16 protein-coding genes are annotated in these 19,512 nt (G+C 69.6%); 4 read left to right on the top strand and 12 right to left on the bottom strand.

Features of this window, described 5'->3' with window-relative positions; translation table 11 throughout:
- Nucleotides 1-5: 5 nt before the first annotated feature.
- From B1H19_RS25635 to B1H19_RS25590, 10 genes are all read right to left on the bottom strand, one after another.
- Nucleotides 6-401, bottom strand: a complete 396-nt coding sequence (locus B1H19_RS25635) for a cytidine deaminase (protein ID WP_107426140.1) — start codon at nt 399-401, stop codon at nt 6-8.
- Complete coding sequence (locus B1H19_RS25630) at nt 398-1,696, bottom strand: ABC transporter permease (RefSeq protein ID WP_083107112.1); 1,299 nt, start codon at nt 1,694-1,696, stop codon at nt 398-400. Before B1H19_RS25630 ends, B1H19_RS25635 begins: the two co-directional genes overlap by 4 nt.
- The gene (locus B1H19_RS25625; protein ID WP_083107111.1) at nt 1,693-2,799 is read right to left on the bottom strand and encodes an ABC transporter permease; all 1,107 of its coding nucleotides are present in this window, start codon (nt 2,797-2,799) and stop codon (nt 1,693-1,695) included. The genes B1H19_RS25630 and B1H19_RS25625 overlap by 4 nt, the downstream gene beginning before the upstream one ends.
- Entirely contained in the window at nt 2,796-4,424 is a 1,629-nt protein-coding gene (locus tag B1H19_RS25620; protein ID WP_237289885.1) for an ABC transporter ATP-binding protein, read from the bottom strand. The genes B1H19_RS25625 and B1H19_RS25620 overlap by 4 nt, the downstream gene beginning before the upstream one ends.
- A 179-nt stretch (nt 4,425-4,603) precedes the next feature.
- Complete coding sequence (locus B1H19_RS25615) at nt 4,604-5,638, bottom strand: BMP family lipoprotein (RefSeq protein ID WP_083107109.1); 1,035 nt, start codon at nt 5,636-5,638, stop codon at nt 4,604-4,606.
- Between the two features lie 221 nt (nt 5,639-5,859).
- Nucleotides 5,860-7,101, bottom strand: a complete 1,242-nt coding sequence (locus B1H19_RS25610) for an amidohydrolase (RefSeq protein ID WP_083109872.1) — start codon at nt 7,099-7,101, stop codon at nt 5,860-5,862.
- A gap of 197 nt (nt 7,102-7,298) precedes the next feature.
- Entirely contained in the window at nt 7,299-8,516 is a 1,218-nt protein-coding gene (locus tag B1H19_RS25605) for a hypothetical protein (protein ID WP_418361472.1), read from the bottom strand.
- A 26-nt stretch (nt 8,517-8,542) separates the two neighbouring features.
- Nucleotides 8,543-9,475, bottom strand: a complete 933-nt coding sequence (locus B1H19_RS25600) for an N-acetylneuraminate synthase family protein (protein WP_083107108.1) — start codon at nt 9,473-9,475, stop codon at nt 8,543-8,545.
- A gap of 93 nt (nt 9,476-9,568) precedes the next feature.
- Nucleotides 9,569-10,762 (bottom strand): acylneuraminate cytidylyltransferase, encoded by a 1,194-nt coding sequence (locus tag B1H19_RS25595; protein ID WP_083107107.1) that lies wholly within the window; start codon nt 10,760-10,762, stop codon nt 9,569-9,571.
- Between the two features lie 35 nt (nt 10,763-10,797).
- Nucleotides 10,798-12,129 (bottom strand): DUF6716 putative glycosyltransferase, encoded by a 1,332-nt coding sequence (locus B1H19_RS25590; protein WP_083107106.1) that lies wholly within the window; start codon nt 12,127-12,129, stop codon nt 10,798-10,800.
- Between the two features lie 187 nt (nt 12,130-12,316).
- On the opposite strand from B1H19_RS25590, the gene B1H19_RS25585 reads away from it, so the two are divergent.
- From B1H19_RS25585 to B1H19_RS25575, 3 genes are read left to right on the top strand one after another with little or no spacing between them, the layout of a single operon-like run.
- The gene (locus B1H19_RS25585) at nt 12,317-13,294 is read left to right on the top strand and encodes a glycosyltransferase family 2 protein (RefSeq protein ID WP_083107105.1); all 978 of its coding nucleotides are present in this window, start codon (nt 12,317-12,319) and stop codon (nt 13,292-13,294) included.
- Nucleotides 13,294-14,661, top strand: coding sequence for an alpha-2,8-polysialyltransferase family protein (locus B1H19_RS25580; RefSeq protein ID WP_083107104.1), 1,368 nt, complete (start codon nt 13,294-13,296; stop codon nt 14,659-14,661). The genes B1H19_RS25585 and B1H19_RS25580 overlap by 1 nt, the downstream gene beginning before the upstream one ends.
- Nucleotides 14,658-15,818, top strand: coding sequence for an acyltransferase family protein (locus tag B1H19_RS25575; protein ID WP_083107103.1), 1,161 nt, complete (start codon nt 14,658-14,660; stop codon nt 15,816-15,818). The genes B1H19_RS25580 and B1H19_RS25575 overlap by 4 nt, the downstream gene beginning before the upstream one ends.
- Nucleotides 15,819-15,866: 48 nt before the next feature.
- Here the strand turns inward: B1H19_RS25575 and B1H19_RS25570 are convergent, their stop codons facing one another.
- Nucleotides 15,867-16,538, bottom strand: coding sequence for a TetR/AcrR family transcriptional regulator C-terminal domain-containing protein (locus tag B1H19_RS25570; RefSeq protein WP_083107102.1), 672 nt, complete (start codon nt 16,536-16,538; stop codon nt 15,867-15,869).
- Between the two features lie 164 nt (nt 16,539-16,702).
- Here B1H19_RS25570 and B1H19_RS25565 point away from each other — a divergent pair, with 164 nt between their 5' ends.
- Nucleotides 16,703-18,223, top strand: a complete 1,521-nt coding sequence (locus B1H19_RS25565; protein ID WP_237289511.1) for an FAD-dependent monooxygenase — start codon at nt 16,703-16,705, stop codon at nt 18,221-18,223.
- A gap of 542 nt (nt 18,224-18,765) precedes the next feature.
- Here B1H19_RS25565 and B1H19_RS38855 read toward each other — a convergent pair.
- Complete coding sequence (locus B1H19_RS38855) at nt 18,766-19,479, bottom strand: DUF6193 family natural product biosynthesis protein (RefSeq protein ID WP_159028138.1); 714 nt, start codon at nt 19,477-19,479, stop codon at nt 18,766-18,768.
- Between the last annotated feature and the right edge of the window lie 33 nt (nt 19,480-19,512).

The following is a 19,512-nucleotide window of genomic DNA, read 5'->3' as shown; positions in this document are numbered from 1 at the left end:
GTGCGTCAGGGGGCCAGGTGGCCGGGCCCGAACGCGTCGGGCAGCAGGTCCGACAACGGCCGGATGCCGGCGGCCGTATCGACCAGGAGGTCCGGGCCGCCGTGCTCGTACAGCAGCTGGCGGCAGCGGCCGCACGGGACGAGGAGTTCGCCCTCGCCGTCGACGCAGGTGAAGGCGGTCAGGCGGCCGCCGCCCCCGGCGAACAGCGCCGACACCAGGCCGCATTCGGCGCACAGAGCGAGGCCGTACGAGGCGTTCTCGACATTGCAGCCGGTGACCGTGCGGCCGTCGTCCACCAGGGCGGCGGCGCCGACGGGATAGCCGGAATACGGGGCGTAGGCCCGGGACATCGCGTCCCGGGCCTGCGTCCGCAGTGACTCCCAGTCGGGAGCTGTGATCACTTGCCCTGGCCTCTCCGGTAGATCTTGCCGATGGCCTTCGGCGGCCGCAGCCGCTGCGCGGCCAGCGAGAGCACCAGCAGCGTAGCGATGTACGGGGCGACGCCGACGATCTCCAGCGGGACCGTGTCGCTGGTGGCGTACCAGACGGCGAGCAGTGCGGCGGCGGCCAGGCTGGTCGCGGCCTGGATGCGCTGCCCGCCGCGCAGCTTCCATACCGCCAGGCCGACCAGCAGCACGGCCAGCAGGAGCAGCAGCGCGTGGACGGTGGGGCCGCCGCCGCGCAGCTGGAGCGCGTCCATGAAGCCGAACAGGCCGGCGCCCATGGCGACGCCGCCCGGCCGCCAGTTGCCGAAGATCATGGTGGCGAGGCCGATGTAGCCGCGGCCGCCGGTCTGGCCGTCCTGGTAGATGTGCACGTAGATCGCCAGGAACGCGCCGCCGAGACCGGCCAGCGCACCGGAGACGGTCACCGCCGCGTACTTGTAGCGGTAGACGTTGACGCCCAGCGACTCGGCCGCGATCGGGCCCTCGCCGCAGGAGCGCAGCCGCAGACCGAAGGCGGAACGCCACAGGACGAAGGCGCTGAGCACGAAGAGGACGACGGTGAGCAGGGTCAGCCAGGAGACGTTGGTGACCAGGGAGCCGAGGATGCCGGCCACGTCGGAGACCAGGAACCAGTGGTGCTGCTCGATGGAGTGGAGCCAGCCGGACAGGCCGGGGACGGTGAACGTCGGCATGTCGGGCATCGGTGGCGACTGCTTGTCGTTGCCGCCGGCGGCCGCCGCCGCGCTGCCGTCCGCGCCGAACCACAGCTTGGCGAGGAACTGGGTCACGCCGAGCGCCATGATGTTGATGGCGACGCCGGAGATGATGTGGTCGACGCCGAAGGTGACGGTGACGACGGCGTGCAGCAGTCCGCCTAGCGCGCCGCCGACGATGCCGGCCGCCGCCGCGGCCCAGGGTCCGTGCTCCCAGCCGACCGCGCCGGCGGAGAAGGCCCCGAGCATCATCATGCCTTCGAGGCCGATGTTGATGACGCCGGAGCGCTCGGCCCACAGACCGCCGAGACCGGCCAGGCCGATCGGCACGGCGGCGTTGAGCGCGGCGGTGTACTGGCCGGATTCGGTCAGGTTGGTGGCGCCGGTGATCACCCGCAGCAGGGACAGCAGGATCAGGCCGCCCGAGACGATCAGCAGGACCTTGGGGTAGCTGAGCTTGGCCCGGGGGGACTTGGGCTTGGATTCGGGCTTGCTGCCGGGGCTCTGCTCGACCGCAGCCGTGAGGTTCGTACTCATGCGGACACCTCCGCCTTCTCGGTCTTACGGGCCTGGGCGGCGAGCTCCGCGCCGACCTGCCGCTGCTGGAGTCTGAGGCCGTAGCGCCGCACGAGTTCGTAGGCGACGACGACGCACAGCACAATGACGCCCTGCATCACGCCGACGATCTCCTGCTGGTAGTTCTCGAATTCCAGCTGGGTGCCGGTCCGTTCGAGGAAGCCCCACAGCAGCGCGGCGGCGGCCATGCCGACCGGGTGGTTGCGGCCCAGCAGCGCGATGGCGATGCCGGTGAAGCCGATGCCGATGGGGAAGTCGGTGCCGTAGTTGTACGACTCGCCGAGCAGCGTCGGCATGCCGATCAGGCCCGCCGCGGCGCCGGACAGCAGCATGGAAGTGACGATCATCCGCTTGACGCTGACGCCGCCCGCCTCGGCCGCGGACTCGGACTGGCCGACCGTCCGCAGGTCGAAGCCGAAGCGGGTGCGGTTGAGCACGAACCAGTACGCGAAGCCGATGACGACGGCGACGACGAGGAAGCCGTCGAGGGGGGCGGGCTGGGTGGGGATGGTGAAGAAGTGGCTGGAGGCCGGGAGGTTCGGCGTGTGGAAGAGGTTGCCGTCCTTGACCGCGAGCCGGCCGTCCTGGAGGAAGTAGCCGATGACCGCGGCCGCGATGGCGTTCAGCATGATCGTGGTGATCACCTCGCTGACGCCGCGGGTGGTCTTCAGCAGGCCCGCGATACCCGCCCAGACCGAGCCGACCAGCATCGCGACGATGATGATCAGCGGGATCTGGAGGAAGCCGGGCAGCGTCAGCGCACCGCCGACCACCGCGGCGAAGAACGCCGCGATGCGGTACTGGCCGTCGACGCCGATGTTGAAGAGGTTCATCCGGAAGCCGATGGCGACGGCCAGCGCGGACAGGTAGTACGGGACCGCCTTGTTGATGATCCAGACCTGGCTGTCGCTCTTGGAGCCGAAGTCGAGCATCACCAGGTAGGCGTGGATCGGGTCCTTGCCGGTGGCCAGGATGATCACCGAGGTGATGGCCAGTGCCGCGACGATCGCCAGGACGGGCGCGGCGAGGCCCAGGATCAGCTTGTTCTTGTCGAGCTTCTTCACTCGGACTCCCCCTCCTGGGACGAGCGCGGCTCCTGCTCCGCGGCGGAGTCGTTGCCGGAATGGGTGAGATGGCCGCTGGCGGCGCCGGTCATGGCCGAGCCCAGCTCCTCCGGGGTGATGGTGGCGGGGTCCGCGTCCGCGACGAGCCGGCCGCGGTACATCACCCGCAGGCCGTCGGACAGGCCGATCAGCTCGTCCAGGTCGGCGGAGATCAGCAGTACGGCGAGACCTTCGTGCCGGGCGGTGCGTATCTGGTCCCAGATCTGCGCCTGGGCTCCGACGTCCACACCCCGGGTGGGGTGCGCGGCGATCAGCAGCTTGGGGTGGTGGCTCATCTCCCGGCCGAAGATCAGCTTCTGCTGGTTGCCGCCGGAGAGCGAGGCCGCGGTGACCTCGATTCCGGGGGTACGGACGTCGTACTCGGCGACGATCCGCTCGGTGTCCGCGCGGGCGGCCTTCAGGTCGAGCAGCCGGCCCTTCGCGTTGGGCTTCTGCGTGACATGGCCCAGGATGCGGTTCTCCCACAGGGGGGCCTCCAGCAGCAGGCCGTGCCGGTGGCGGTCCTCGGGGATGTAGCCGATGCCGTCCTCGCGCCGGGTGCGGGTGGGCAGATGGCTGATATCGGTACCGTCCAGCGTGATGGTGCCGCCGTCGGGGTCGCGCATGCCCATGATCGCCTCGACCAGTTCGGCCTGGCCGTTGCCCTCCACACCGGCGATGCCCAGGACCTCGCCCTTGTGGATGGTCAGCGACACATCGTCCAGGACGGTGCGCTCCACGCCCTCCGCGTCGGCGGTGGTCAGCCGCAGCCCCTCGACCTTCAGCATCTCCACGTCCGTGACGGTGGACTCGCGGGTCTGCGGCGAGGGCAGTTCGCTGCCGACCATCAGCTCGGCGAGCTGCTTGGGCGTGGTCTCGCCGGGGACGACCGAGGCCACGGTGGTGCCGCGCCGGATGACGGTGATGTCGTCGGCGACCGAGAGCACCTCGCCCAGCTTGTGCGAGATGAAGATGACGGTCAGGCCCTCGGCCTTGAGCTCGCGCAGGTTGTCGAAGAGCGCGTCGACCTCCTGCGGGACCAGCACCGCGGTCGGCTCGTCGAGGATGAGCGTACGGGCGCCGCGGTAGAGGACCTTGAGGATCTCCACGCGCTGGCGGTCGGCGACGCCGAGGTCCTCGACGAGGACGTCGGGGCGGACGCCGAGGCCGTAGCGGTCGGAGATCTTGAGGATCTCGGCGCGCGCCTTGGCTCCGATGCCATGCAGTCTCTCACCGCCGAGAACGACGTTCTCCAGGACGGTGAGGTTGTCGGCGAGCATGAAGTGCTGGTGCACCATGCCGATGCCGCGGGCGATGGCGTCGGCCGGGCTGTGGAAGCTGACCTGGTCGCCGTCGATGCCGATGGTGCCCTCGTCCGGCTTCTGCATGCCGTAGAGGATCTTCATCAGCGTGGACTTGCCCGCGCCGTTCTCGCCGACCAGCGCGTGCACGGTGCCGCGGTGGATGGTGATGTCGATGTCGTGGTTGGCGACGACTCCTGGGAACCGCTTGGTGATCCCGCGGAGTTCCACCGCCGGTGCCGCGGCGGGGGCGCTGTCTGCCTGGGGGCTGCTGGACGCTTTGATGGCGCACTCTCCTCGGGGGACAGGGAGTGGTAAGGAGGAGCGGAGAGGTGAAGATATCGCGCCAACTCCGCGCTACGCGCGTAGTGTTGACGCCGAAAAAAGCCGAAATACCTGCCGGGTCGCTCCGGCGAACGGCCCGGCGCGGCGGCCGGTGGCCGTCGCGCCGGGCTCGGGAGACCCTACTGCTTGGGAGTGTCGCTGACCTTCACCTGGCCCGACGCGATCTTCTGCTTCGCCGCGTCGATCTTGGCCTGGATGTCGTTGATGAAACCGCCCGAGGTGGACAGCCGCACGCCGTTGTCCTTGAGCGTGTAGCTCTTGTTACCGGTCAGCGGCTTCTTGTCGTGCACGCTCTTGACCAGGTCGTACACCGCCACGTCGACGTTCTTCATGACCGACGTGAGGATCGAGTTCTTGTACTGGGCCAGGCCCGGCTGGAGGTACTGGTCGGAGTCGACGCCGATCGCCCAGGTGCCCTTCTTGCCGGCGACCGTCTCGATCGAACCGTTGCCGGACTGGCCGGCCGCGGTGTAGATCACGTCGATACCGGCGTCGAGCATGCCGTTGGCCTTGCCCTTCGCGGCGGCCGGGTCGTTGAAGCCCTTGTCGTCGTTGGCGTAGAGGTACTCGGAGGTGACCTTCGCCTTGGGGTCGGTGTCCTTGACGCCCTGCTCGTAGCCCGCCTGGAACTTCTGGATCAGCGCGTTGTTCACACCGCCGATGAAGCCGACCTTGTGGGTCTTGCTCTTCAGCGCGGCGGCGACACCGGCGAGGTAGGAAGCCTCGTTCTCGGCGAAGACCATGCCGTAGACGTTCTTGGCCTGGGAGGGGGAGTCGACGACGCCGAAGGTGGTCTTCGGGAACTGCTTGGCGACCTTGTTCACGGACTTGCCGTAGTTGAAGCCGACGCCGATGACGGGGTTGTAACCCGCCTCGGCCAGCGAGGACAGGCGCTGCTCGCGGTCCGCCTCGGTCTCGCCGTTCTTGGCGGTCATCATCTTGGACTTCACACCGAAGTCCTTCTGGGCCTTGTCCAGGCCACGAGCCGCCGCCTCGTTGAACGAGTGGTCGTCCCGGCCGCCGACGTCGAAGGCGAGCCCGACGCCCTTGTCCTTGCCACCGGCCTCGGTGGACGACTCGCCGCAGGCGCTCAGAGAAAGCGTGAGGGCCGCGGTGGCAATGCCCGCGGCAACGATCTTGGATACCCGGTGCACGAGGGCCCCTTCGACTCGTAGCGCCTCCCTTGGCGCCGACTGTCGGGAGATTAACGCGCGTAGACCTGGCGCAAAACCCTCCGCTGTGCGGACGTTATCGATTCGACGCGAAGGGACGCGACGTGACCGGATGGCGACGTTCGGTGAGGTGGCGGTGGATGGCCGGTCGGGGTGGTGGCCGACCGGCTCGCGTTCAAGATCGCATCGAGCGGGCCGGGCGGTCAGTCCTCGAGCGCCCCGTCGAGCAGCGCCGCCGCCGTGAAGAGCTCGATGCCCACGCGGATGGCTTCCTCGTCCACATCGAAGTCGCCGCGGTGCAGGTCGTACTGGTGGTGGGCGCCGGGCGGGCGGACGCCGAGGCGGGCCATGGCGCCGGGGACGTGTTCGAGGTACCAGGAGAAGTCCTCGCCGCCGAGGGACTGTTCGGTGCTCTCGACGGAGTGCAGACCGCGGCGGACGGTCATGGCGTCCTGGAGCAGCTGGGCACTGGTGGACTCGTTGACGACGGGCGGGACGCCGCGCACGTAGGTGATCTGGGACTTGGCGCCGTACAGCGTCGCGACCTCGTCGATGGCGGCGTGGACGAGGTCGGCGGCCTGGTGCCAGGCGTCGAGGTCGAGGCAGCGGACCGTGCCGGAGAGACCGGCGCGCTGGGGGATCACATTGGCGGCATGGCCGGATTCCAGGCGGCCCCAGGTGATGGCCAGACCCGCCCGGGAGTCGACCCGGCGGGCGAGCAGGGCCGGCACGTCGAGGGCGATACGGGCGGCGGCGGTGACCATGTCGGTGGTCAGGTGGGGGCGGGCGGTGTGGCCGCCGGGGCCTTCGAGATCGATTTCGAGGCGGTCGCAGGCCGAGGTGATCGCTCCGGTGCGCAGGCCGATCCGCCCGGCGTCGACGCGCGGATCGCAGTGGACGGCCAGGATGCGGGCGACGCCCTCCAGGGCGCCGGACTCGATGGCGTCGGAGGCGCCGCCCGGCAGGACCTCCTCGGCGGGCTGGAACAGCAGGCGTACGGGGCGCGGCAGCCGTCCCTCGCGGGCCAGATCGGCCAGCACCAGGCCGGTGCCGAGGACCACGGTGGTGTGCACGTCGTGGCCGCAGGCGTGGGCGCGGCCGGGAACCGTGGAGGCGTAGGGGACGGTCTTGGTGTCGGGGATGGGCAGGGCGTCGATGTCCGCACGGAGGGCCAGGAGCCCGGGGCCGTCGGCGCCGTCGGCCGTACCGGTGGCGGCGGCCTTGCCCGTGGCGGCGTCCGTACCGAAGTCCGTACCGATGTCGCAGATGAGGCCGGTGCCGGTGGCCAGGACCTGCGGGCGCAGACCGGCCTGCTCCAAGCGCTCCTTGATCGCCGCGGTGGTACGGAGCTCCTGGTTGCCGAGCTCGGGGTGCATGTGCAAGTCGCGGCGGAAGTCGATGAGTTCGGGCAGGAGGGCCTCGGGGAGGGTACCGGGGAGCGACATCAGTTCGTTCACCCGTTGAAGGTTACGGGCCTCAGGGGGGCAACTGTCCCTCGATCAACAAAAGTTCAGCCCGTTAGGGGAAGAAAATCAGCCTGGGCGGTGCATGGATGGAGGGCACGACGGGTATGAAAGTGAGTTTCTCCCAGGGGGCGCGACACAGGGCCCCGGGCGCCCCGGGGCCCCTCGGCCGCACCGTGTCACCCCGTGGCCAGTCCCTTGGGTTCGGCCGTGCCAGGGAGGCGTCGTACCTCGCGGGCCGTGCCGGTGACCCCGTCGAGGAAGCCCTGGGCGCGCGGTGAGGCGTGCTCCGTCAGCCAGGCGGGGTCGATATCGCAGACGGCGACCTCCACTTCGGTGCCGCGCAGGGCGAGCGGCAGGGTGTGCACGACGGTGGAGGGGAAGCTGAGGATGAGGCGCCCTATGGGGCCGCGGCGGGCGATGAGCTCCAGGGGGAGGTCGGGGCGGACGATCTCCAGGCCGGTCTCGGCGGCCAGGCGGCGGAGCTTGTCGGTGCTCTCGCGGCGGTGGGCGAAGTAGCGGGTGGCGCCGTGGGCGCGGGCGAGGGACCGTACGGCTTCCAGATAGCGGTCGGCGTCGACCACGCCGGTCTCCACGAGCGAGGTACCGACGATATCGGTGCTGCGGGTCAGCAGGGGCGGGCCGAAGCGGGCGCGGGTCCAGGCGAAGTCGTTGGTGGTGACCTGGACGCCGGGCGGGACCTCGACCGGCATGGAGCTGAAGAGGCCGATGGCGCGGGCGCGGCGGGCGCCCTCGGGGGCCGGGGTCAGGCGCCGGCGGGCGGTGTTCGCGAAGGGGGCGAAGAGCAGATCGCGGGGGCCGCGTCCGCTGCCGTGCCGGTGCCAGCGCACCAGCCGTTCGCCGCGGGCGAGTTGGCCGATGAACTCCATCGTGGCGGTGCCGTCGTCGACGACGACGAGGTCACGCGCCTTGGTGAGGGTGAGGAGGAGTTGCACGTAGCGGGAGAAGGGGTCGCCGAGGACGATGCGGTGGGCGCGGCGCAGGAGAGGGGTGAGGCCGCCGACGGTGCGCAGGGGTGCCGTCGGGCCGCCGCGGGCCTCCTCCCAGCGGACCGTATGGCCCTCGTCGCGGGCGAGTTCGGCCATCCGGCGCAGCTGACCGCGGGTCATCGGGTCGTGCGGGGAGAGGACGACGACGGTGAGGGCGCCGGCCTCGGCGGTGTGTGCCCATTCGAGGACGTTCAGCAGCTGGACCGGGCTCTCGACGAAGGCGAGGGTACCGGTGGGCGGGTCCACGGAGGCCGTGCTCATGTCGTCACCGCTGGATTCGGTCCGGTTGCGCTGCCGGGGCACCCCAAGGAGACGACGGGCGGGACCCGTCGTCTCCTGGGGCGGGACGCCGGCACCGGGTGCGCGGGTCCCTTCGGGTGAGCTCACTCGCGGAACTCCTGTCTGCCGGGCGGTCAGACGGCGGCCGGCTCGCGGTCGGCGGCCTCGGACTCGGCCACCACACCGGCGACGCGGCGCAGCTTCTTCATCGGGCCGAGCTCGGACTCGTAGACCTTCTTGACGCCGTCGCCGAGGGACTCCTCGATGGTGCGGATGTCGCGGACCAGGCGGGTCAGACCGCCGGGCTCGACGGAGGCGGCCTGGTCGGAGCCCCACATGGCGCGGTCGAGGGTGATGTGGCGCTCGACGAAGGTGGCGCCGAGGGCGACCGCGGCCAGGGTGGTCTGGAGGCCGGTCTCGTGGCCGCTGTAGCCGATCGGGACGTTGGGGTACTCCTCCTGCAGCGTGTTGATCATGCGCAGGTTGAGCTCCTCGGCCTTGGCCGGGTAGGTGCTGGTGGCGTGGCAGAGCAGGATGTTGTCGCTGCCCAGGACCTCGACCGCGTGGCGGATCTGCTTCGGGGTGGACATGCCGGTGGAGAGGATGACGGTGCGGCCGGTGGCGCGCATGGCGCGCAGCAGGTCGTCGTCGGTCAGGGAGGCGGAGGCGACCTTGTAGCAGGGCACCTCGAACTTCTCCAGGAAGGCGACGGACTCGACGTCCCAGGGGGAGGCGAACCACGCGATGCCGCGCTTCTTGCAGTACTCGTCGATGGCGCGGTAGCCGTCCTCGTCGAACTCCACGCGGTGGCGGTAGTCGATGTAGGTCATCCGGCCCCAGGGGGTGTCGCGCTCGATGTCCCACTGGTCGCGCGGGGTGCAGATCTCCGGGGTCCGCTTCTGGAACTTGACGGCGTCGCAGCCGGCGTCGGCGGCGGCGTCGATCAGGGCGAAGGCGTTCTCCAGGTCGCCGTTGTGGTTGATGCCGATCTCGCCGGTGATGTAGACGGGGCGGCCGGGACCGGCCTCGCGGGTGCCGAGGGTGCGGAGGCGGGAGGTGCTGCTCATGGGGAGGATTCCTTCGTGTGGATAAGGGGTGTGTGGGGGTGGATCTGGGGGCGGGACGGGGTTCGGGGACGGGTTCGGGGCCGTGTAACGGGGTTACAGGGACGGGCCCAGGAGCCAGCCGGCGATCTCGCGGATCGCGCCGCTGCCTCCGGGGTTCGCGGTGACCGCGCGGGCCGCGCCGCGCACCACGTCGTGTGCCGAGGCGACCGCCACCGGCCAGCCGACGAGGTCGAAGCACGGCAGGTCGTTGACGTCGTTGCCGACGTAGAGCACCCGCTCGGGGTCGGTGCCGGTCTCCTCGCACCACTGCTTGAGGGCCAGGTCCTTGCGGTCGATGCCGTGCAGGACGGGCACCTTGAGCTTGCGGGCGCGGGCGGCGACCACCGGGTTCTGTTCGGTGGACAGGATCAGCAGTTTCAGCTCCGCCTTGCGCAGCGCGGCGATGCCCAGTCCGTCGCCGCGGTGGACGGCGACGATCTCCCGGCCGTCGGCGTCGATCAGCACCCGGTCGTCGGTCTGGGTGCCGTCGAAGTCCAGGACGACCGCGTCGATGTCCTCGGTGGTCGGCAGCGCGCCGGGGCGCTCCGCGTCGAAGAGCGGCGCGAGGGCGCGGGCGCGGGCCAGGTCGTGCGGATCGTCGATCTCCAGCACCCGGGCGGGGTCGGTGCGGATGAGTTCGGTACGGCCGAAGAAGCGGTGGCCGGCGGCGCGGAAGCCGGCCGCGTCCATGGCGTAGGCGGCGCCGGTCTCCAGCAGGTCCTGGGGGCGGTCCTGGCGGCGCGGCCGGAAGGACTTGTCGTGGTTGACGCCGTAGCCGCCGTCGGTCGTGTGGGCCTCCGGTTCGGCGTCGCGCCAGACGAAGCCGTGGAAGGGCGCGACGGTCAGCGCGCTGTCGGCGCCGCCCTCGACGACCGCCGCGGCGACCCCGTCGATGTCCTCGCGGACGATGAACGGGCTGGTGCACTGGACCAGGAGCACCGCATCGACCCGGGAGCCGTGCTCCGCCTCGTAGGCGTCCATGGCGTGCAGCACCGCGGCCTCACTCGTGGCGGTGTCGCCCGCGATCGCGCCGGGGCGCCGTACGACGACCGCTCCGGCGCTGCGGGCGGCGGCCGCGATCCCGGCGTCGTCGGTGGAGACGACGACATCGGTCACCAGGCGCGCGGCGCGGCATTCGCGGATCGCACGGGCGACCAGCGGCACTCCCCCGACGGCGGCGAGGTTCTTGGCGGGGACGCCCTTGGATCCGCCGCGGGCGGGGATGACGACCACAACAGTCGGTGGCATTGCGGGCTCCTTGGCGGGTGGGGTGTCGGGGGCGCTCACAGCTGGCCCCAGCGGCGGATGGCGGGGGCGACGCGCTGGACGCCGTGGCGGTAGGCGCCGCGGGCGGCCTCACGGACCGTCTCGCGGGCGATCCGGCGCAGCCCGCCGGTCTCCTCGGGGGCCTCCGCATGGCCGGCCAGCGGCTCGCCTTGGGGGTCCAGGCCGTGCCGGGCGAGGATGCCGGGGAGGTAGCCGGGGGCGGTGCGCGGTGTGTAGTACGCAGCCAGGGGCGGCAGCCGGTCGGCCTCGCGCAGTGCGGTGACGCGGTCGCGGGCGGCGTCGAATGCCTTCTCATAGGGGACGTCGGAGGCGACGCCCTGGCGGGCCAGCCAGTCCGGGTCGGGCTCCGGGCGGTGCCCGGCGTCCAGCTCGTCCCAGGAGGCAAGGCAGCCGGAGCCGAGGAAGTGGTGGTTGCCGAGGACTTCCCGTACGCCGAGGTCGGTGAGGACGGCGGTGGGGATGCCGCGGTGCAGCGACTCCAGGGCGGCGGTGGAGCTGACGGTGACCAGCAGGTCGGTGCGGTCGAGGACCTCGCCCATGTTCCCGTACACCAGGCGGCAGTTGGCGGGCAGTCCGCCGGGGGCCTTGGCGGCGAGCTTCTGGTACGGGAGTTCCTCGATGTGCGTGGTGTGCTCGCCGGGCTTGCTGCGCAGCTTGATCAGCACCTCGCGCTCGGGGTGCTTGCGGGCGTGTTCCACGGCGCGGCGCAGCAGATACGTCCGGTCGGCGCGGCTATCCGGGACGGAGGGCTGGGCGGCGAACACCACGGTGTAGGGGTCGTGTTCGCCGGTGTAGCGGTCGCCGCCGAGGAAGGGGAGGGCGCATTCGACGACGCTGGAGTCGTCGGCGCCGACGCCGCGGTAGACCGCGCGGAACCGGTCCGCGTCGTGGCGGGAGTTGGCGAGGACGACATCCGCGCCGTGCCGCAGCAGCAGCCCGTCGGCGAGCTTTTCGTAGACGACGCCGACATAGCCGGTGACGACGACGGGGCGCTGTGCGGCCCCCTGCCAGGCGCGGGCGAGGCCGTGCAGCATCGCTTGCACCGCTCCGCCTACACAGGCGAGCACCACCACGTCGTATCCACTACCGTCGGCGGCACGGTCGATCTTCCGTACGAAATCCATGCCGCGGATTTCGCGCAGCGAGTCCGCACGGGCGCCGACCTCGTCGAGCTGGCGGACCGTGGGCGTGGCGCGGCCGCGCAGCAAAAATCCGTCAAGCTGGATGTCCGATTGGATTCGGTACGCTGTCAAAGCGCCCCATTTCCACCGGGTGTCCGAGTCGGCGAGTACGGCGACGCGCGGCGTGGAAGCGGTACGTGATGGCACGTTGAAGACGCTAGGAAGGCATTCCGTTTGTCGGGCCAACTGGGCCGCAACAAAGGGTTAACAGCGGGTCGACGAATGGAGAACCCGGTCGATTATCGACCCGGTTAACCATCCCGACATTCTTCGTTCACCCTGGCGTCCGCACCGCGTAAAGACGAATGCCGGGCGGCCACCTAACGTCACCCGGGTGGTTAAGCTCTCCGTCATCGTGCCGTTCTACAACGTGCAGACATACGCGCCCGACACCCTGAAAAGCCTGGCGGCGAATGCCCGCGAGGACTTCGAATTCCTGCTCGTCGACGACTGTTCACGCGACGAGACCCCCGAGATCCTTGCGCGCGCCGAGCGCGAGCTCCCGGGCGCCAGAGTGCTGCGGCACGAAAAGAACGGCGGGCTGGCCACCGCCCGTAACACCGGCCTGGACGAGGCGCGGGGCGAATACGTCGCCTTCCTGGACGGCGACGACTGGCTGGCCCCCGGGTACTACCCCGAACTCCTCTCCACCATCGAGGAGTTGGGCTGCGACTTCCTGCGCACCGACCACGTCCAGTGCACCAACCGCGCCCGCGCCGTCCACCGCGTCCCGCACGGCCGGCGCGGCGTCGTCATGGACCCGCGCGCGCTGATCCTGCCCGCGGACCGCTCCACCTCCGTCGACTACGCCTACGCCTGGGCCGGTATCTATCACCGCAGGCTGCTGGACGACGGGGTGCTGCATTTCCGCGACGGGCTGCGCACCGCGGAGGACCGGCCGTGGATCTGGCGGCTGCACCGCGAGGCGAAATCCATGGCCGTGGTGGGCCTCCTCGGCGTTTTCTACCGGCGCGGCGTCGCCTCTTCGCTGACCCAGATCGGCGACGTACGACAATTGGACTTTATTCGCGCATTCGACCAGGTGATCGAGGAAACCGCGCAGGATCGCGATGCGGAGGCGCTGCTCCCGAAAGCGGTCCGCACCTATTGCGCGATCATTTCCCACCACCTCGGATCGATCGAACGTTTCGAACCGCAGGTCGCCCGTAAATTGCGATCCATGAGTGCCGCGGCCATGAAACGCATGCCGCAGGACGTACTGAAGGAAGCCCTGGAATCGATGGATGTACAGCGTGCGTCCCGGCTGCGGCGGCTGCGTCGCCGCCCCGTCCCGGCGGAGGTCGCCGCCTGATGCCGAACCGGCCCCGTACCCAGATCTTCATGGCGTCCACGCTCTACGGCGCGGCCACCCTCGCCGCCGCCCTGGACGCCGACCGCTTCGCGCCGGCCGACCGCCGTCTGCTGCTGCTCAGCAACAACGCCGCGACCCCGGAGACCACCGCGTCGCTGGACACCATGCCCGGCTTCGACCGGCTGAGCACCCGATTCGACCGCGTGCTGTCCTGGAACGAGACGATCAGCCCGTTCCACCCCGGCGGCTGGTCCCCGCGCGCCGACGACGCGCCGCTGTGGGAGCGGCATCTGCGGCTGCTGTGGGACCTGGGCGACTCCCCCGTCGAGCTGATCGTGGAGTCCATCCAGGTCAACCCGGCCCTCGCGCTGGCCCAGGTCTTCCCGGGCGCGCCCCTCGACGTCTACGCCGACGGCCTGATGAGCTACGGCCCCACCCGTAACAAGCTCGACCCGCTGATCGGCACCCGGATCGGCCGGCTGCTGCATCTGGACCTGGTGCCGGGGCTGACGCCGCTGCTGCTCACCGAGTTCGGGGTGCCGGCCGAGACCGTACCGACCGATGCCTTCCTGAAGGTGCTGACCGAACTGGCCGAGGCGGACGAACTCCCGCAGTCCGGCGGCGAGTTGGAGGTGCCCGAAGGGGCGGCGCTGCTGCTGGGCCAGTACCTCTCGGCCCTGGGGATCCTCACCCCCGAGGAAGAAGAGGAACTGCACGTCCAAATGCTGCGGGGCGCCGCCGAGCGCGGCCACCGGGAGATCGTCTTCAAACCGCATCCGTCCGCACCGGCCCGCTGGTCGCGGCTGCTGGAGCGGGAGGCCGAGAAGCGGGACCTCGCGCTGACCGTACTGGACCGCCCGGTCCTCGCCGAGGTCCTCTACCAGCGCATGCGCCCGGCCCTCGTCGTGGGCTGCTTCTCCACCGCGCTGCTGACGGCCTCGACCTTCTACGACCTGCCGACCGCGCGCACCGGCACCGGCCTGCTGCTGGAGCGGCTCGCCCCGTACCAGAACAGCAACCGCATCCCCGTCACGATCGTCGATGCGCTGGTCCCCGACCTCGCCGACCGCAGCGCGACGCCGCACACCGCCCCCGGGGACATCGCCGGCCTGGTCACCGCCGTCGGCTACGCCATGCAGCACCAGATCTACCCGAACCTCCGCCCGGCCACCGAGCGCTATCTGGCCACGCGCCTGGACCAGCACACCTGGCGCTACTTCAAACGCCGCCGCCTGACCGCACTGGCGCTGCCCGGCGCGATCCCCTCGCAGCTGGCGTTCATCCCGCGCAATGCCACCGTGCGCAGGGTCGCGCGGCGGGCGCGGGCCGTCCAGCGGCGACTGAAGAAGCGGGCCGTATTCGGATGACGACCACGGAGCTGACGTCGGACGCGCCTTCCGCGGCGCCGGTCCCCGCCCCCCGTTCCATACGGGTGCGCAGCCGGGAGGGCGGCTCCTCCAGGCTGCGCGCGCTGGACGGGCTGCGACTGCTGGCCGCGCTGATGGTCGCGGCGTACCACTACGGGGGGCGCAGCGGCGAGATATCCGCGGCCTGGGGCGGTTCGCCGGCCCACCAATTCCCCACCCTCGCCCCGTACTTCGCCTACGGCTGCCTAGGCGTCCAGATCTTTTTCATCATCAGCGGCTTCGTCATCTGCCTCAGCGGCTGGGGCCGCACCCTGCGGGCCTTCACCGCCTCCCGCATCTCGCGCCTCTATCCGGCGTACTGGGCCGCGATCCTGCTCATCACGCTCGTCTTCGCGCTCCCCTGGGTCGCCTACAAGGCCCTGACCCCCAGCGAGGTCCTCACCAATCTGACGATGCTTCAGCAGCCGCTCGGGGTGCACCGCGTGCTCGGCGTCTGCTGGACGCTGTGGGCCGAGATGCGCTTCTACGCCCTCTTCGCCCTGTGCATCGTCCTGCCCGGCGCCACCCGCGGCCGCGTCGTCCTCTTCTGCGCCGGCTGGACCTTGGCCGCGGCGCTGGCCCAGGCTGCCCACCAGCCGTTCCTGAACGTCGTCCTGATGCCCGAGTACGCCCCGTTCTTCATCGGCGGCGTAGGCCTGTACCTGCTGCACCGCTATGGCGCGCGCGACCCCATAGCCTGGGCGATCGTCGTGGTCAGCTGGCTGATAGGCCAGCACTACGCGGTCGCCGGACTCTGGCACGCCCCCACCGTCCATGCCTTCTCCTACCGCTCCGCGGCCGGCATCATCGCCGTCGTCACCCTCGGCTTCGTCCTGGTCGCGGCCGTGGCCCTGGGCGGCCTGCACCGCCTGAACTGGCGCTGGCTGACCGTGGCCGGCGCGCTCACCTACCCCTTCTACCTCGTCCACGAGCACCTGGGCTGGGTCGTGGTCCGCGTCCTGCACCGGGACCTCGGTCTCCCCGCGTACGCCACGCTGGGACTGACGGTGGGGCTGATGCTGGCACTGGCGTGGGCGCTGCACCGGTGGGTGGAGCGGCCGTTGACGCCGCGGTTGAAGGGATGGATCGCGGTTACGGGGGCGGGGGCGAGCGCCTGAGGGGGGCACGGGGGGAGGTGAGAGGGCGAGCGCCTGAGGGGGCTCCCCCTACCCCCTCCCCCGCGTCGCCTCGATCCCCGCGACGATGATCCGCAGCCCCGCCTCGAACGCCGCCTCCATATCGCCGAACATCTCCGGTCCCGCCGCGGCCGCCAGTGGATGGCTGTCCCCGAGGCGGCGTTGGCGTGCTTCGAGGTCGTAGGCCGGATCCCGGTGGGCCGGGTTCTCCGGATCCGGGTGGACCGACTGCTCCTCGATGACCAGGCCGATGGTGAAGTTGTACAGGGTGAACCAGGCCCGCACCGCCTCGCGCGGCGTGAAGCCCGCCGCGACGATCCGGCCCAGGTGGGTCTCCAGCGGCCCGGCGGCGCTCTCGTCGGTCATCCGCGTACCGCTGAAGACCTTGCCGCCGTCGCGGTAGCTGAGGAGTTCGCGGCGAAGCTCGCGGGCGGCGGTGAGCGCGGCGTCCTGCCAGGTGTAACCGGGGCCGTCGCCCCACGGGCCGGTCCCCGCCCTCAGCTGTACGGTCATCCGCCGGAATATCTCGGTGGCCATCTCGTCCAGCAGCTCCTGCTTGTTCTTGAAGTGCCAGTACAGGGCGGGCGCCTGGACGTTCAGCTCCTTCGCGATACGGCGCAGGGTCAGCCCGTCGAGCCCCACCTCGTTCAGCAGGCGCAGGGCGGTCTCCACCACTTGCTTCCGGTCGATGCGCGAAACCATGTTGACAACTTAACACCGTTAAGCGCATTCTCAGAAGCATGGAACTTAACAACGTTAAGGACGCCGGTGAGGAAGCTGCCATGGAATCCGTTACGACCGCTGTGAGCGCTACGAGTGCTGTGACTGCTACGGGCGCTACGAGCGCTACAGCCGCCACAGCCGGCGTGACTCCTCCGACCGTCGACGTCCTGATTTCGGGCGCCGGCCCCACCGGCCTCGCCCTCGCCATCGACCTCACCCGGCGCGGCGTCTCCGCCCTGGTCGTCGAGCGCCAGGAGCGCCTCTCCCCCGGCGGCCGCGGCACCGGCCTCCAGCCGCGTACGCAGGAGGTCTACGAGGACCTCGGAGTCCTGGAGGCCATACAGGCGGCCGGCGGCGACTACCCGCCCGTGGCCATGTGGGAGGACGGCCGAATCGCCTCCCGCCACCAGTTGATCGAACGCGTCGACCCCACACCGTCCGCGCCGTACTCCAACGTCCTGATGGTCCCCCAGTGGCGCAACGTCGAAGTCCTCCACGCGCGCCTCCAGAGCCTCGGCGGCAACGTCCTCTTCGGCACCGAACTGACCGCCTTCGACCAGGACTCGGAGACCGTACGGGCCCACCTCACCCTCCCCGACGGCGGCACCCGGACCGTCGTCTCCCGCTACCTGGTCGCCGCGGACGGCGGACGCAGCACCGTACGCCGGGGCCTCGGCATCGGGATGAGCGGTCCCGAACTGGAGGAAGGCGCCGCGGTGCTCGCCGACATCCGGGTCGACGGGCTCGACCGGGACCACTGGCACCGCTGGATGCCGCCCGGCGGCGGCTTCGCCATGATGCTGCCGCTGGCCCGCACGGACCTGTTCCAGTCCTTCATCGCGGTGCCCCCCGAGAGCACGCCGGAGACCTCACCCGACGCCGTCCGCGCCCTGATCGCCGCCCACACCCACCTGACCGCCGACCAGATCCGCGAGGTGCGCTGGTCCTCCGTCTTCCGCCCGCGCGTCGGCATGGTCGACCGCTTCCGCGTCGGCCGGATCTTCCTCGCCGGCGACGCGGCCCACGTCCACACCCCGGCCGGCGGCCAGGGCCTGAACACCAGCGTCCAGGACGCCTACAACCTCGGCTGGAAACTCGCCCAGGTCCTCCGCCACGGCGCCCCCGACACCCTCCTGGACACCTACGAATCCGAACGCCGCCCCATAGCCGCCCGCATCCTCGACACCAGCACGCGCCTCTTCCGCTCCCGCTCCATGCGCCGCGGACGGGATCTGCATCAGCTGGACATCGGCTATCGGGAGAGCCCGCTGACGCAGGAACTGCGGCCGGATGTTCCTGAGGACGAGTTGCGGGCGGGGGATCGGGCGCCGGATGCGCCGTGCACGACGACTGATGGGCGGCCGTTCCGGCTATTCGAGGCTTATCGGGGGGCGCATTTCACTGTTCTTGCGCTGGGCGCCTACGTCGAACTCGCACCTCTGGATGGTGAATTGGTGCGCGTGTACCGCGTGGGAGGCTCGAAGGCAGACCTGCTCGATTCGGAAGGGTACATCGGCGACGCGTATGGGTCCCATCCTGGAATATTCCTCATACGGCCGGACGGCTACGTGGCCGTCGCGACATCAGCCGAGAAGGCCACGGAGTGTGTAAACGAGGCGCTGAGCGCGTACTTCGGTACGGAGGCCACGCAGCTGGTGCACTAACCGCTCTGTCACACGCCGACAAGCAACCGCTGTGCGTCTTCCTGGGTCTGGTCCTGCTTCTCCCAGCCCCGGGAAGATGTCCATCGTTGAGCCACCAGCACCCCTTCGCGCGGCGGCATCAGCGGTCCGCCGCCACCTCAGTCTTTCCATCTCTTCATGCGGGTGAGGGCGTACTCTACGCGGACGCCGACCTCAGGCCAGGAGTCCCTACTAACCTCACTCATGGCGACATGGGACCAGGCTGGCGCTCGGCAGTCGCCGTCTCTCATGACCGCGATCTCTACATGCCCACGCTCGGGGAAGGCGCTGCACCAGCGCTAGCAATGAGTGCAACTGTTGGGTCATGGGATTCTCGGGCAGGCTAGATGCAATATTCCCCACAGCGGCCAAATCGTTTTCGATCAGATGGAGAATGAGAATCCCAGATTTAGGTACACTCCTCCATTGGGTCGCCTTATTTGCGATTTCTTCATACGCGCACGAAAGGATTTCAACCACTTGACGGCAAAGCGCATTCGGGGCAGCGCCGAAGATGCAGCTAACTACGGGCGACCCAGGAGCGAGAGTGCGATATCGATTATTTGATCCGTCGATTCCACCTCTTCCCTGTTTATGTCCGAGTCCGTGGATTCGATTCGATACCCACCACTACGCAGAGGGGTGATCCAGATTTCTCCAGCCGTCCTGTCGGAGTAATCCCTGGCGAGGCGAAGGGTGCCGTGACTAAAAAACGGAAAGAGCTTGCGCAATTGATCATCCGAATGGATCTGGCGCAGCAGCCCTCGGGCGGATGAGAACATCTCATCCGTGAGAAGATTTCCCCACTGAGTCGCGACAGGGTCGCCATTTTCGTACGACTGCGCCAATTCATCGTACTGCATAAAAGGGAAGTGAGCATTCAACTCCTTGAGCTTCACACCCTTCCGCCACGCCCCAATTACCCTGGCCACAGACAGGAGATCGGCGGTGCCACCGCTCGCCCATGGGTGAACGTCACCTTCGATACTGATGGAGAACCAACGTTTTTCCGCACCTAGGAGAATGGAAATGGGTCCCCTATTCGAGATAGCCTCGGCAGTGACGAGCTGAGATTCCTTAGATGATGACATAGGACGTATTACCCCCACCTCAATCCCACTCGCCTGGGACGTCTGAAGAATGGCAGATGCAAGTCCGCCCGACTGGACCAGATCCGGGTACAGGTCCGGATTCAGTACTTCTGAGACCTTCGGGTTCGACTCGTTTTCTGGTTCCACTTGAGTAACACCCTTCTACGGTTGGAGTCTGAG

Origin of the sequence: Streptomyces gilvosporeus, from assembly GCF_002082195.1 — a bacterium.
GTDB lineage: Bacteria > Actinomycetota > Actinomycetes > Streptomycetales > Streptomycetaceae > Streptomyces > Streptomyces gilvosporeus.
Note: the sequence above shows the minus strand (reverse complement) of the source record. Positions and strands in the feature narration are given on the sequence as shown.